The following is a 13,816-nucleotide window of genomic DNA, read 5'->3' on the forward strand; positions in this document are numbered from 1 at the left end:
AAGGGGGAGCGAAACTCATACCAAGCCTGTTGATGTACAAACAGGCTTTTGTTTTACTTAGCCATGCAGAACCACTTCGAGCTTTTCCAATTGCCGCAAGGCTTTACCATCGATCTCACGACCTTGGAAAAGGCGTACCGCGAAGTGCAGAACCGCGTTCATCCCGACAAGTTCAGTCATGCCACCGACGCTGAAAAGCGCGTGGCCATGCAATGGGCAACCCGTGCCAACGAGGCGTACCAGACACTCAAGAGCCCGTTCAGGCGCGCGGCTTATCTGTGCGAACTGAACGGCATTGACCTGCAGGTCGAGTCCAACACCGCGATGCCACGCGAATTCCTGATGCAGCAGATGGAGTGGCGCGAGGCGCTGGAAGAGGCGCGGCACGAAGAGGATATCAACGCGCTGGAAAACCTGGAGGCGGAATTGCGCGAGGTGCGCAAGGCCAAGGTGGCACATGTGGGTGCGCGGCTGGATGCGCAGGATTTCGAAGAAGCGGCGCGTGGCGTACGGCAGTTGATGTTCCTCGAAAAATTCGGCGAAGAAGTTCAGGCTGCTTTTGAAAAGATTGAAGGTTGAGCGCCGGGCCGGCCGCTCCGATCCCTGAGAACATAATATGGCTCTACTCCAAATTTCTGAACCCGGCATGTCTACTGCGCCGCACCAGCACCGGCTTGCAGTAGGCATCGACCTCGGCACTACCAATTCGCTCGTCGCAACCGTGCGCAGCAGCATTCCCGAAGTGCTCAACGACGAGGAAGGCCGGCCGCTGCTGCCGTCCATCGTCCGCTATCTTTCCGATGGCAAGGCGCAGATCGGCTACAAGGCGCAGGCTGCGCAGACCACCGATCCGAAGAACACGATCGTCTCCGTGAAGCGCTTCATGGGACGCGGCCTGAAGGATATTGCCTACGCCGAAAACCTTCCCTACGATTTCGTCGATGCGCCGGGCATGGTGCAGCTCAAGACTGTTGCCGGTGTGAAGAGCCCGGTCGAGGTCTCGGCCGAAGTCCTGGCCAAGCTGCGCCAGCGCGCGGAAGACGCGCTGGGGGACGAACTCGTCGGCGCCGTGATCACCGTGCCGGCCTATTTCGATGATGCGCAGCGCCAGGCAACCAAGGATGCCGCGAAACTGGCAGGCCTGAACGTGCTGCGCCTGCTGAACGAGCCCACCGCCGCGGCCATCGCCTACGGACTCGACAACGGTTCTGAGGGTGTTTATGCGGTGTACGACCTCGGCGGCGGCACCTTCGACATTTCCATTCTGAAGTTGACCAAGGGGGTCTTCGAAGTGCTCGCCACCGGCGGTGATTCGGCGCTCGGCGGTGACGACTTCGATCATCGCCTGATGTGCTGGATCATCGAGCAGGCAAATCTGGCGCCGCTGTCCGACAAAGACACGCGCATCCTGATGGTGAAGGCCCGCGAAGCCAAGGAATTGCTCTCCACGCAGGCGGAGACGCAGATCGACGCTGCCTTGAATTCGGGCGAGGAAGTGCACCTCACCCTGAGCGCGGAAACCTTTGCGCAGATCACACAGCATCTCGTGGCAAAAACCATCACGCCGAGCCGCAAGGCGCTGCGCGATGCCGGCCTGACAGTCGACGAAGTCGATGGCGTAGTGCTGGTCGGCGGCGCGACACGGATGCCGCATATCCGCAAGGCAGTTGGCGAATTCTTCAAGACCATTCCGCTGGCGAACATCGATCCGGACAAGGTGGTGGCGCTCGGCGCGGCCGTCCAGGCGAACCTGCTGGCAGGCAATCGCGCGGCGGGAGACGACTGGCTGCTGCTGGACGTGATCCCTTTGTCGCTCTGTATCGAAACCATGGGCGGACTGGTTGAAAAGGTCATCCCGCGCAACTCCACGATTCCATGCGCGCGCGCACAGGAATTCACTACGTTCAAGGACGGCCAGACCGCGATGGCGATCCATGTGGTGCAAGGCGAACGTGAACTGGTGAGCGACTGCCGCTCACTGGCGAGATTCGAATTGCGCGGCATCCCGCCGATGGCGGCAGGTGCGGCCCGCATTCGCGTTACCTACCAAGTGGACGCGGACGGCTTGCTGTCCGTATCGGCACGCGAGCAGCGTTCCGGCGTGGAAGCATCGATCACAGTGAAGCCGTCATATGGCCTTGGCGACGACGAAATCGCGCGGATGCTGCAGGATTCCTACAATTCCGCCGACATCGACATGAAGCTGCGTGCCTTGCGCGAAGAGCAGGTCGAAGCCGAGCGGATTCTGCTCGCGACGCAGTCGGCTCTGGATGCGGACGGCGATCTGCTGTCGGATGCGGAAAAGGCGAACGTGGTCGCGCTAATGGAGGCGGTACGCGAAAAGGCACGAGGCGACGACCATGCGGCCATCAAATCCACCGTCGCGGCTTTAGCGCGCGGCACGGAAGAATTCGCCGCGCGTCGTATGGACCGCAGCGTGCGAACCGCGCTGGCCGGCAAGAAGCTGGACCAGATCACATAACAGAAAGATTGGTCCACGGAAAACACGGGAGACAGGGAAAAATCACAATAGATTTTTACGCGTTCCGTGGGCCTTCCATAGACCGCAATAACACACCGAGGTAATCCAAGTGCCCCAAATCGTTGTCCTTCCCCATGCGACTCTCTGCCCCGACGGTGCCGTCATCGAAGCGCCGGCCGGCATGTCGGTCTGCGACGCACTGCTTGAGAACGATATCGAGATCGAGCATGCCTGTGAAAAATCCTGTGCCTGCACGACCTGCCATGTGATCGTGCGTGAGGGGTTCGAGTCGCTGAACGAGGCGGAGGAAAAGGAAGAAGACCTGCTGGACCGGGCATGGGGCCTGGAGGCGACCTCGCGCCTTTCCTGCCAGGCGATTCTCGACAAGGAAGACCTGGTGATCGAAATTCCGAAATACACCATCAATCAGGTCAGCGAAAATCATTGATCGGGGAGGATCATCATGAAATGGGCCGACATCACGCGCATTGCCGAAGAACTGAACGACAAGTTTCCGGACGTCGATCCGATGACTGTGCGCTTCACCGACCTGCATAACTGGGTTTGCGGACTGGATGGTTTCAATGACGACCCGACCCGCGGCGGCGAGAAAGTGCTTGAAGCGATCCAGATGGCGTGGATTGAAGAGGCGAAATAGCGCCTGCTTCACCCTTGCGTGAGGGCCAAGGCCAAGGGCAGGGACACGATCAACGTCGTACCCTTGTTCCGGTTGGTGTCGATCGTCAGTTCCCCTCCGAGTGCGTTGATCCGTTCCTGGATTCCCACCAGGCCGAATGAGTTGGCCTTCCGGCGGCAGTCGGGGTAGATCCCTATGCCGTTATCCGCAATTTTCATGATCAGCTTGTTGTTCTCGCGGTGCAGGTCAATGCGTACCTGGCTGGCCTGCGCATGACGGACGACGTTGTTGAGCGATTCCTGCAGGATGCGAAAAAGGGCAGTCGCGTGATTGTCGTCCACCGAGACATCTTCTTCCATGTGCAACCCACACTCAATGCCGTTGCGTTGCTGGAAATCTTTCACTTGCCACTCGATGGCAGCGTTGAGGCCGAGATCGAGCACCGTGGGGCGCAGGTTGTTGATGGCAGCGCGCACCGCCTTGATGGTTGCGTCGATATGTCCCAGCGCGTTCCTGACGCGCTCGTTCAGCTTGGGATGTGTGGCGTTGGTGCGGGCATACAGCATGGACACGTCAATGCGCAGCGCAAGGAGGGTTTGGCCGAGGTCGTCATGGATTTCCCTCGCAATGCGCTTGCGTTCATCCTCCCGAACGCGCTCCTGGTAGGACACCAGGTGACGCAGGATCTGCCGGGAGTGCTTCAGCTCTTCTTCCAGCTTCTTGTGCTCGGAAATGTCCGTGCAACTCCCGATATACCCGAGAAAGCGGCCTGATGGCGAATGGCGTGGCACGCCGTGCGCGAGGACATAGTGATACTCGCCGTCGCGACTGCGGAGCCGGTATTCGATGCTGAACCGGCGGCGCGCCCTGAATGCGGAGGACTGAGTGCCGAGGAATGACTGGATGTCGTCGGGATGGAGCCCTTCGGTCCATCCGCTTCCCAATTCCTGCTCCAGCGCGCGCCCGGTAAAATTCAGCCAGACTTGGTTGAACCAGAGATATTGCTGCTCGGGACTGGCCACCCAGATGAGCACCGGGGCGGAGTCGGCCATGAGGCGGAAGCGCTCCTCGCTCTCGATTAGCGCCAGTTCAGCCTGTTTGCGTTCATTGATGTCGCAGACGACCATGCGGCAGAGCGAGGTGTCGTTGTCCACATTGGCTTCGACATGCGTGAAAAACATCCGCTGTCGGGCATCCAGGAAAGGGATTTCGCTCGTTTCCTTCACCGGATTACGAAAAACCTGCTCCAGGAATTCATCGAGTGTGCCCTGCGTTTCTGCCGGCACGAATTCCACCATCCGGCGCCCGATCAGCTCGGAGCGCTCAAGTCCGAGCAGGCCCGCGCCTGTGAGATTGACTTCCCGGATGACACCGTCGCGACCCAGCGTGAAATATCCTACCGGTGCGAAGTCATAGAGATCTGCATAACGTGCAAGCCGTTCTTCGTACTCTGTGCGCATCTGCCTGAGTACAAAATTCTCGGCCTCGATCCTGGTTTGATAGAGATGCAGGTCCGAGGCGGCTGGAGTGGCATCGACCACACGGGCGGGCGCGGCAGGGTCCGGCCGTTTCGCCAAGCGCTTCCGCATCCATGCAGATGTCAGTTTTTCATTGCGTTGTCCCACGAGCTGCCTTCCTCAACAATGCTGGTCAATATGACAGTGTCAGTCTGACAAGTATGGGGTGCTGGAAAAAACATGGCAAGTGGTAATCCGGAATTCTACGAGACCAGGGCGTCCCGGTGGCCAGAAAAACAAAAGGCGGCAAATTCTGCCGCCTTGAATGCCATCGTCACGATGCTGGCTTGAAGCTGCTATGCGTGCGAGCTGAGGTGGCCATTCACTACTCTGACGCGGTCACCGGCGTTCCAGCCAGGCTGTTGGGCGTAGGGGAAGGTCCGGACTGTGCCGTTGTCCATCCGCACGCGGACCTGATACGTCGTGGCTCCGCGCGTGTTCTTCTCGATTTCGTTGCCCGCGTAGCCGCCGCCGACAGCGCCGGCGACCGTAGCGACCTTGCGGCCGTTGCCGCCGCCCACCTGGTTGCCCAGCACGCCGCCGAGCAACGCACCGGCAACCATTCCGACACCGCTCGGTTTCGCCTGATGCTTGACCACATGCACAGATTCCACGCGGCCGCAGCTTGAGCAGGTTACCGGTGCCTGTGCAACGGCATAGGCTGTGCCGCTCGATGCGCGGTGTGGCGCGGTGCGCGGCGCGTAGCCTTGGTTTTGCGGTGCCGGGGCGACCTGTTGAGCGGGAGCTTCTGACGCAGGAGCAGCGAGCGCAGCCGGGGGCATCGCTGTCGCCGGGCCGACTGCGGCGGTATCACTGGATGACGTTGCGCCTGCTGTAGTTGCGTTGCTGTAAGAGCTCGGAATCAGGCCTGTCATTGCGGCGACGCCGGTCAGGCTGACGAGCATCACCGAAACGGCGGCGCCAGCAACGAGTGGATGAATCCGCTTGGATGAATTGTTGTTTTCCATTGTTACCTCCTGTTCATGGGCAACATGCTTTCCATTGCATGAAAGGATTATCGGAGGTAACACTGGCACGAAAAAGACGTTTAATGTGTAAGGTGTAAGCCTTTGTAACGTGCTTGATATCGAGCAAAAATGCGTTATGAAGCAGGGCGGGAATTTGTTGCGGAAAAATAAAAACGGGGCCATTTCCGGCCCCGTTCGATCATGATTGACTGTATTGCTTACTCTTCCCGGCGCAAGTGCGGGAACAGGATGACGTCGCGGATATTCGGCGAGTCGGTGATCAGCATCATCAGGCGGTCAATGCCGATGCCGCAACCGCCGGTCGGCGGCAGGCCGTATTCGAGCGCGCGGATGTAGTCGGCGTCGTAGTACATCGCTTCTTCGTCGCCGGCATCTTTTGCCGCCACCTGTGCCTGGAAGCGTGCTGCCTGGTCTTCCGGATCGTTCAGCTCGGAGAAGCCGTTGGCGATTTCGCGTCCGGTGATGAAAAGCTCGAAACGTTCCGTGATGCCCGGTACCGTATCGGAGGCACGTGCCAGCGGCGAAACCTCGATCGGGTAGTCGATGATGTAGGTCGGCTCCCACAATTGCGATTCCGCAGTCTCTTCGAACAGCGACAGTTGCAGCGCTCCGACGCCGGAGATGATGTGCGGCTCAACGCCGAACTTCTTCAGTTCCTGCTTCAGGAAGCCTTCATCATGTAGCTGCGCGTCGGTGTACTGCGGTGCGTATTTCCTGATCGCTTCGATGATCGTCAGCCGGTGGAAGGGCTTGGACAGGTCCAGCTCGCGGCCCTGGTAGGTGAGCTTTGCCGTGCCGTGCGCATCGATGGCGGCCTGCCGGATCACCGCTTCGGTGAAGTCCATCAGCCACTTGTAATCCACATAGGCGGCGTAGAACTCCATCATGGTGAATTCGGGATTGTGGCGGGGCGAAACGCCTTCGTTGCGGAAGTTGCGGTTCACTTCGAACACGCGCTCGAAGCCGCCCACCACCAGTCGCTTCAGGTAGAGCTCGGGCGCGATGCGCAGGAACATCTGCATGTCGAGCGCATTGTGATGCGTGATGAAGGGCTTGGCTGCCGCGCCCCCCGGAATCGGGTGCAGCATCGGCGTTTCCACTTCCATGAAGCCGTTATCGCTCATGAAGCGGCGGATCGATGTCATTGCGGCAGTCCGCGCCTTGAATGCGCGACGGGTGTCCTCGCTCATGATGAGGTCGACGTAGCGCTGGCGATACTTCATCTCCTGGTCGGCCAGGCCGTGGAACTTGTCGGGCAGCGGGCGCAGCGACTTGGTCAGCAGGCGCAGCTTCGTCACCTTCAGCGACAGTTCGCCAGTCTTGGTCTTGAACAGCAAACCTTCCGCGCCGAGGATGTCGCCCAGATCGTAGTGCTTGAATGCGGTATGCGCTTCTTCGCCGGCATTGTCGATGGTGATGTAGAGCTGGATGCGGCCGTCCGCGTTGCGGCCGGATGCGTCCTGGATGGTGGCGAATGCTGCTTTGCCCATTACGCGCTTGAGCATCATGCGACCTGCGACCGAGACGGGAATCGGCTCGGCCTCAAGCTGTTCGTTGGTCAGGCCGTCGTAGCGTTCGTGCAGGTCAGCGGCCTTGTGCGCGGGGCGAAAATCGTTCGGGAAGGCGACGCCTTTCTCGCGCAGCGCGGCGAGTTTGGCGCGGCGTTCCGCCATGATGGTGTTTTCGTCCTGGGCAGGCGTCGCTTTTTCGTTTTGGTTGGTGGTGGACATGGAGCGGTCTTTAGTGGATGGCGATGAGCGGTTACACACCTTGCTTGAGCGATGCGGCGATGAAGTCGTCCAGGTCGCCGTCGAGCACGGCCTTGGTGTTGCCGACTTCGTGGTTGGTGCGCAGGTCCTTGATGCGCGACTGATCGAGCACATAGGAGCGGATCTGGTGGCCCCAGCCGATATCGGTCTTGGCGTCTTCCATCTTCTGCTGTTCGGCCATGCGCTTGCGCAGTTCGAGTTCGTACAGGCGCGATTTCAGCATCGCCCACGCTTCGGCGCGGTTGCGGTGCTGGCTGCGGTCGTTCTGGCACTGCACCACGATGCCGGAGGGCATGTGCGTCAGGCGCACCGCCGAGTCGGTCTTGTTGATGTGCTGCCCGCCCGCGCCGGATGCGCGGAAGGTATCGGTACGCACGTCGGCCGGATTGACTTCGATCTCGATCGACTCATCGACTTCCGGATAGACGAACACACTGGAGAACGAGGTGTGGCGACCATTGGCAGAGTCGAACGGCGACTTGCGCACAAGACGGTGCACACCGCTTTCGGTGCGCAGGAAGCCGTAGGCATATTCGCCTTCAACCTTGATCGTCGCGGTCTTGATGCCGGCGACTTCACCTTCGGAAATTTCCAGGATTTCCGTTTTGAAACCCTTGCGTTCGCAATAGCGCAGGTACTGGCGCAGCAGCATGGACGCCCAGTCCTGCGCCTCGGTACCGCCGGCACCGGCCTGGATGTCGATGAAGCAATTGTTGGGGTCCATCGGATTGGAAAACATCCGGCGGAATTCCATGCCTTCGACTAGTTTCTTCAGTTCTTCGGCGTCGCCTTCGATGGCGAGCAAGGTGTCTTCATCCTGCTCTTCGCGCGCCATATCGAACAGGTCGCGGGTATCCGCGAGGTCCGTGTCGATCTTGGTGAGCGTGAGGACAATCGCTTCCAGCGATTTCTTTTCCTTGCCGAGGTCCTGGGCCCGCTTCGGGTCGTTCCAGACGTTGGGGTCTTCCAGTTCGGCGTTGACTTGTTCCAGCTTCTCCGACTTCACATCGAAGTCAAAGATACCTCCGTAGTTCGGCTGCGCGGGTGGAAAGATCCGCGAGCAGCGAGGAGAGGGCATTGAGGCGTTCGGCTTCCATGGCGATTCCAGTTGCAATCAAACCCTAAATTATACCCGACCGAAAGGCGTTCTACGCTTCACGGCCGCCGGCAATCATGCCGGCTGAGCATGCTCAACCATCAACTGCACGCGGGTCACGCCGTTGTACTCGTTTGCGTCGAGCCGATAGGCAACCATGGCGCGCTCGGGCAGGTCCTCGACATGGCCGAACCAGATGGCGTCGTAGCGCTTGCCGTTTTTCTCCAGCGTCAGCTTCAGGTGGCGTTCCTTGAGGATGCGCTGGTTCAACACCCGGAATTCGTCGCAGAAGACCGGCGGAGCGAAGCCTTGCCCCCATACCTGCCCGTCGATCAACTCGATGAACTGGGTTGTGAAAAACGCATCTTCCAGCGGTCCGTCAGTTTCGATCACGCGCTCCAGCTGGCTTTGCGTCAACCACTGGCTGCCGACCGCTTCGAAGGCCTTGCCGAAACCCTCGAAGGCGTCGGCGCCGATCGTCAGGCCGGCCGCCATGGCGTGGCCGCCGAATTTCTGGATTAGCGTTGGTGCGTGCTTGGAAACCAGGTCCAGCGCATCGCGCAGGTGGAAGCCGGCGATCGAACGCCCTGAGCCCTTGATCAAACCATCGCCGCCGGGCGCGAAGGTGATGGTCGGGCGGTAGAACTTGTCCTTCAGGCGCGAAGCAACGATGCCGATCACGCCCTGGTGCCAGGATTCGTCGAACACGCAGATCGTGGTGCTATTGCGCGGGTCGAAGCTGTCCAGCATGGCCAGGGCAGTGTCCTGCATATCGGCCTCGATGTCGCGCCGCTCGCGGTTGATGGCATCGAGCTGCTGGGCAATTGCCCAGGCGCGGCCTTCGTCGTCGGTGGTCAGGCATTCGATGCCGAGCGACATGTCGGCAAGCCGGCCGGCCGCATTGAGGCGCGGACCCAGTGCGAAGCCGAGGTCAAAGGGCGTGGCGCGCCGCGCTTCGCGTCCGGAGGCGCGAAACAGGGCGGCAATGCCGGGATGCATGCGGCCGGCGCGCATGCGCTTGAGGCCTTGCGCGACGAGGATGCGGTTGTTGGCATCGAGCTTGACCACGTCGGCGACCGTGCCGAGTGCGACCAGGTCGAGCAGTGCATCGAGCTTGGGCTGTGTCTGCGCGTCGAAAATGCCGCGCTTGCGCATCTCGGCGCGCAAGGCCAGGAGTACATAAAACATGACGCCGACGCCCGCCAGGTTCTTGCTCGGAAATCCACAGGACGGCTGGTTCGGATTCACGATGACGCGCGCATCGGGCAATCTGTCGCCGGGCAGATGGTGGTCGGTGACGACCACGTCGATGCCGCGCCGCTTCGCTTCAGCGACACCGTCGATGCTGGCGATGCCGTTGTCGACGGTGACGATGATGTCTGGCGATTTTTCGCGCACGGTGAGCTCGACGATCTCGGACGTGAGACCGTAACCGTATTCGAAGCGGTTGGGGACGATGAAATCGACTTGCGCGCCAAGCGCGCGCAGGCCGCGCAAGCCCACCGCGCATGCAGTCGCGCCATCGCAGTCATAGTCGGCAACGATCACCAGTTTCTTGCGCGCGGCGATGGCGTCGGCAAGATAGGACGCCGCAGCGTCGACATGAAGCAGGCCGGCAGGCGCCATCAGCGAGGCCAGCTCGCTTGACAGCTCGCGCGAATCGGCGAGACCGCGCGCGGCGTACAGGCGGGCGAGCACCGGGTGCACGCCTTGCTGGCGCAGCAGCTCCGCGGTGCGGAACGGATAGGAGCGGGTGGTGATGCGGGTCATGGACGCAATCCAGTGAGGGATGGCTTGACCCAGAATTTTCGCAGGGATGGCCGGGTTGTTGTGAAAGTCGCGATGCGCTTGTCGTTGGTCAGGATCAAGGTCAGTGCGTCGAGTGCGCCGGACTTCAGTGCGTCGTGCAGCGGGCCGAACCATATGTTTTCAAGTTCGCGCATGGCTTCGAGCCAGCGCCCCCAGTCGTTTGCCAATGCATGTTCCTGCAATGCATCGAGCGTCAGCAGAGCATTGCCGTGTTGTGCCGCGATGAGCTCGCTTGCCGAACGCACATGCGCGCGGCGCGTGACGGAATGGGCCAATCCCTGCAGCCAGCCGGACAGGTTGAATGCCTCGCTGTAGTTGTGCGTTAGCGGCATGGACGTTGCGCCGCCCCACAGCCAGAGCGAATTGACCGGCTTCGCGCCGCGCATTTCGCGCGCCTCATTAAGCGGGTGGTTGAACCAGTGCATCTGTATTTCGTTCTGCAGCTTGCGCCAGTCGCGCTCGCCTTTGCCGCTGGGCATCCAGATATCGATATTGTGGTTCGATGCTGCGTCTGGGCTGGACGTTTGCAATGCATCCCATTCGTCGGCACGCAGGAACCAGGTGCCGGCATCGCCGTAGATGAGTTGCTTGCCCGTTTCCTCGGCGAGGGGCGCGGCGATGTCGAACAGGGTTCGGGATTCCTCCTCCGGCAACGACAGTTGCCGTGGATCGGTCAGCACCAAATGGTCCTGCGCGACATGCAGGTGAATGGGTTGTACGACGAACCACGTGCCGTCGCCAGGATTCAATCCGAGCGATTGCATCCACGCGTGGGCCACGGGCGGGCTCCCCATGCTTTCGACTGCACTGGCGAGGCCGAAGCGGCGTGCGAGCCAGGTTTCGTGCGGCAACGCCCGGGTAAAGTCGTCAAAGTCTTCGCGCGCAGAGGCGCCCGCTTTGGCACGCGCGGTCAGCATGGCGAGGGCAGGGGATTGCAGTTCCTTCAAGAGGTCGGCGGACAATTCCGCCGGCGGCAAGCCGAAGGGGATGAGGATATCAATCTGAGTCATGCCCGCGATTTTAAGCCAGACGCGGGATCGGCTCCACGGACACCGGATTGGCAAAAGGGCTATTCAGGGCAGAAGGACGGCCAGTTCCTGCGCGCCGCGCAGCAGCACAGGGAGAAATTGCTCCTTCATCTGCTTGCTCGTCACGCGCGCTGCCTGTGCGCCGACGTTCAGCGCTGCGACCACGTTTCCCGATGCGCCGCGCACCGGCACGGCAATCGAGCGCAAGCCCACCTCCAGTTCTTCCTCGACGATGGCGTAGCCGTTTTCGCGAACACCTTCGAGTATCTCCTTGATGCGCTCCGGAGAAACGACGGTGCGGTGGGTGTAAGCCTTCAGCTCGATTTTTGCCAGATAGGCATCGAGCGCATCAGCCGGCATATGCGCCAGCATGACGCGTCCGAGTGATGTGCAATAGGCGGGCAGGCGGCTGCCCGTATTCAGCGCGACCGACATGATGCGGGAGGTTGCCGAACGCGCAACATAAAGCACTTCGTTTTCGTCGAGCACGGCCAGCGAGCAGGATTCGTTCAGCGTGCGGCTGATCTGGTTGAGGTACGGCAGCGCCGACACCGTGAGGGGCGTGGAAGACAGGTAAGAGTAGCCGAGCGTCAGGATCTTGGGCTTGAGAGAAAAATTGTTCGCATCGGAATCGGCGTAGCCAAGCTGCTTGAGGGTGTGCAGGCAGCGCCTGACGGCTGCGCGAGGTATCCCGGTCTTGTGGCTGATCTGGGCAATGGTAAGACTGCGACGCTGGTCGCTGAAGGCGCGGATCACGGCGAGGCCGCGCGCCAGCGAGGTCATGAAACTGGGATCGGTCAATGCGTCGATTTCTTCCGCGATGGTCAGCGGTTTCTTCACCGGCGACGCAGAGGTGCCGGGGTTCTTGGGCGGCCGGGATGTCTTTGTATTCGATGTCGCCATGACTTCCTTGCAGGGAAACGGTCGGGTTCGAGGCGCGTGCCGGAACTGATTTCAAATGTGTTCGTTCATCGAACACATTTGAAATTGCCCGCTTGACGCGTTGTTTTTCACGTCGATACACTGCATTCAGGTTCTATAAACAGACATTAGTGCGTTTATCGCACAAGGTCAATGAGAAGACGGTGTATGACAGCAGCAGGCCGCGCCGGGACGGCGCCGGGCAACATGTCATGCCGGAGGAGACAGAGGGAACAACGTGATCGACAAGACATTCGAATCACTGGAGGCGGCGGTCGCGGACGTGCATGACGGCGCGACGGTGATGATCGGCGGCTTCGGCAATGCGGGCATGCCGGCTGCCTTGATCGATGCGCTGATCGCACAGGGCGCCCGCGACCTGATTATCGTCAACAACAACGCCGGCAATGGCGATACCGGGTTGGCCGCGTTGCTCAAGGCGAAACGCGTGCGCAAGATCATCTGTTCCTTTCCGCGCCAATCCGATTCGCACGTCTTCGATGCGCTGTACCGCGCCGGTGAGATCGAGCTGGAACTCGCGCCGCAGGGCAACCTTGCCGAACGCATCCGCGCCGCGGGTGCAGGTATCGGCGGCTTCTTCACGCCGACCGGCTACGGAACCTTGCTGGCCGAGGGCAAGGAGACGCGCCTGATCGACGGTCGTCATTACGTGCTGGAATCGCCGATCCATGCCGACTTCTCGCTGATCAAGGCGCTACGCGGCGACCGCTGGGGCAACCTGGTCTACCGCAAGGCAGCGCGCAACTTCGGCCCCATCATGGCGATGGCTGCCAGGTGCACGATCGCGCAGGTGAGCGAGATCGTGCCGCTCGGCGCGCTCGACCCGGAAGTTGTCGTCACGCCGGGCATCTTCGTGCATCGCGTGGTGCGCCCGGGGAGCCGGCCATGAAGCGCCTGACCAGGGAGCAGATCGCCGCACGCGTAGCGCGCGACATTCCGGAAGGCGCCTATGTGAACCTCGGCATCGGCCTGCCTACGCTAGTGGCCAACCATTTGCCGCGCGATCGCGACATTTTCCTGCACAGCGAAAACGGCCTGCTCGGCATGGGGCCGGCGCCTGCGGCCGGCGAAGAGGACGAAGACCTGATCAACGCCGGCAAGCAACCGGTGACCCTGCTGACCGGTGGCTGCTTTTTTCATCATGGCGATTCGTTCGCCATGATGCGCGGCGGCCATCTCGACATTTGCGTACTGGGCGCATTTCAGGTATCGGCCGACGGCGACCTGGCGAATTGGCATACCGGTGCGCCCGATGCCATTCCTGCCGTGGGAGGCGCCATGGACCTGGCCATCGGCGCGCGGCATGTCTATGTGATGATGGAGCACCAGACCAGGGTCGGCGAAAGCAAGATTGTGCCGCATTGCACCTATCCACTGACCGGCATTGCTTGCGTCGATCGCATCTATACGGACCTCGCGGTGATTGACGTGACGCCGCATGGACTGGTGGTGCGGGAGGTCATCGACGGCATGAGCTTCGACGAGTTGCAGGCGATCACGGGTGTACCCATGGCCTTCGAGCCGCCCGTTGCGGAAAAGGCTTGATC

The 13,816-nt window shown here is 60.9% G+C and carries 13 protein-coding genes; 6 read left to right on the top strand and 7 right to left on the bottom strand.

Annotation, left to right across the window (positions count from 1 at the left end; genetic code table 11):
- Window positions 1–63: 63 nt before the first annotated feature.
- The 4 genes from hscB (at window position 64) to iscX (ending at window position 3,140) form a co-directional block, all read left to right on the top strand.
- Window positions 64–579, top strand: coding sequence for a Fe-S protein assembly co-chaperone HscB (hscB, locus tag VJ698_RS22460; RefSeq protein WP_324105194.1), 516 nt, complete (start codon window positions 64–66; stop codon window positions 577–579).
- Window positions 580–616: 37 nt separating this feature from the next.
- Entirely contained in the window at window positions 617–2,482 is a 1,866-nt protein-coding gene (hscA, locus tag VJ698_RS22465) for a Fe-S protein assembly chaperone HscA (RefSeq protein WP_324105049.1), read from the top strand.
- Between the two features lie 109 nt (window positions 2,483–2,591).
- Window positions 2,592–2,930, top strand: a complete 339-nt coding sequence (gene fdx / locus VJ698_RS22470; RefSeq protein ID WP_324105051.1) for an ISC system 2Fe-2S type ferredoxin — start codon at window positions 2,592–2,594, stop codon at window positions 2,928–2,930.
- 15 nt (window positions 2,931–2,945) lie between these two features.
- The gene (gene iscX, locus VJ698_RS22475; protein WP_324105052.1) at window positions 2,946–3,140 is read left to right on the top strand and encodes a Fe-S cluster assembly protein IscX; all 195 of its coding nucleotides are present in this window, start codon (window positions 2,946–2,948) and stop codon (window positions 3,138–3,140) included.
- A gap of 8 nt (window positions 3,141–3,148) precedes the next feature.
- On the opposite strand, the gene VJ698_RS22480 is transcribed toward iscX, so the two are convergent.
- From VJ698_RS22480 to VJ698_RS22510, 7 genes are all read right to left on the bottom strand, one after another.
- Window positions 3,149–4,744, bottom strand: a complete 1,596-nt coding sequence (locus VJ698_RS22480; protein ID WP_324105053.1) for a PAS domain-containing sensor histidine kinase — start codon at window positions 4,742–4,744, stop codon at window positions 3,149–3,151.
- A gap of 188 nt (window positions 4,745–4,932) precedes the next feature.
- Entirely contained in the window at window positions 4,933–5,604 is a 672-nt protein-coding gene (locus VJ698_RS22485; RefSeq protein ID WP_324105054.1) for a glycine zipper 2TM domain-containing protein, read from the bottom strand.
- A 218-nt stretch (window positions 5,605–5,822) separates the two neighbouring features.
- Entirely contained in the window at window positions 5,823–7,355 is a 1,533-nt protein-coding gene (lysS, locus tag VJ698_RS22490; RefSeq protein WP_324105055.1) for a lysine--tRNA ligase, read from the bottom strand.
- 31 nt (window positions 7,356–7,386) lie between these two features.
- Window positions 7,387–8,491 (bottom strand): peptide chain release factor 2 gene (prfB, locus tag VJ698_RS22495; protein WP_324105056.1). Its coding sequence is split into 2 segments (ribosomal slippage): window positions 7,387–8,409 and window positions 8,411–8,491, totalling 1,104 coding nucleotides; the frame shifts between segments, so codons are not numbered across the junction.
- A 74-nt stretch (window positions 8,492–8,565) separates the two neighbouring features.
- Window positions 8,566–10,260: a single-stranded-DNA-specific exonuclease RecJ gene (gene recJ, locus VJ698_RS22500; RefSeq protein ID WP_324105057.1), complete on the bottom strand. Its 1,695-nt coding sequence runs from the start codon at window positions 10,258–10,260 to the stop codon at window positions 8,566–8,568.
- Window positions 10,257–11,309, bottom strand: coding sequence for a hypothetical protein (locus VJ698_RS22505; RefSeq protein WP_324105058.1), 1,053 nt, complete (start codon window positions 11,307–11,309; stop codon window positions 10,257–10,259). Before VJ698_RS22505 ends, recJ begins: the two co-directional genes overlap by 4 nt.
- 63 nt (window positions 11,310–11,372) lie before the next feature.
- Window positions 11,373–12,230, bottom strand: a complete 858-nt coding sequence (locus tag VJ698_RS22510; RefSeq protein WP_324105059.1) for an IclR family transcriptional regulator domain-containing protein — start codon at window positions 12,228–12,230, stop codon at window positions 11,373–11,375.
- Window positions 12,231–12,486: 256 nt separating this feature from the next.
- Between VJ698_RS22510 and VJ698_RS22515 the strand changes: the two genes are divergently transcribed.
- The gene (locus tag VJ698_RS22515; RefSeq protein ID WP_324105060.1) at window positions 12,487–13,158 is read left to right on the top strand and encodes a 3-oxoacid CoA-transferase subunit A; all 672 of its coding nucleotides are present in this window, start codon (window positions 12,487–12,489) and stop codon (window positions 13,156–13,158) included.
- A complete protein-coding gene (locus VJ698_RS22520; RefSeq protein ID WP_324105061.1) occupies window positions 13,155–13,814 on the top strand; it encodes a 3-oxoacid CoA-transferase subunit B in 660 nt (219 codons plus the stop codon). Before VJ698_RS22515 ends, VJ698_RS22520 begins: the two co-directional genes overlap by 4 nt.
- The last annotated feature ends 2 nt before the right edge of the window (window positions 13,815–13,816 follow it).

Source organism: Noviherbaspirillum sp. (assembly GCF_035254685.1).
Classification (GTDB): domain Bacteria; phylum Pseudomonadota; class Gammaproteobacteria; order Burkholderiales; family Burkholderiaceae_D; genus Noviherbaspirillum.

What these genes read in the sequence shown, in the direction of transcription:
- VJ698_RS22485 (WP_324105054.1), bottom strand. Translation starts at nt 5,604, where the DNA reads ATGGAAAACAACAATTCATCCAAGCGGATTCATCCACTCGTTGCTGGC.
- hscA (WP_324105049.1), top strand. Translation starts at nt 617, where the DNA reads ATGGCTCTACTCCAAATTTCTGAACCCGGCATGTCTACTGCGCCGCAC.
- VJ698_RS22505 (WP_324105058.1), bottom strand. Translation starts at nt 11,309, where the DNA reads ATGACTCAGATTGATATCCTCATCCCCTTCGGCTTGCCGCCGGCGGAA.
- recJ (WP_324105057.1), bottom strand. Translation starts at nt 10,260, where the DNA reads ATGACCCGCATCACCACCCGCTCCTATCCGTTCCGCACCGCGGAGCTG.
- iscX (WP_324105052.1), top strand. Translation starts at nt 2,946, where the DNA reads ATGAAATGGGCCGACATCACGCGCATTGCCGAAGAACTGAACGACAAG.
- VJ698_RS22520 (WP_324105061.1), top strand. Translation starts at nt 13,155, where the DNA reads ATGAAGCGCCTGACCAGGGAGCAGATCGCCGCACGCGTAGCGCGCGAC.
- hscB (WP_324105194.1), top strand. Translation starts at nt 64, where the DNA reads ATGCAGAACCACTTCGAGCTTTTCCAATTGCCGCAAGGCTTTACCATC.
- VJ698_RS22510 (WP_324105059.1), bottom strand. Translation starts at nt 12,230, where the DNA reads ATGGCGACATCGAATACAAAGACATCCCGGCCGCCCAAGAACCCCGGC.
- lysS (WP_324105055.1), bottom strand. Translation starts at nt 7,355, where the DNA reads ATGTCCACCACCAACCAAAACGAAAAAGCGACGCCTGCCCAGGACGAA.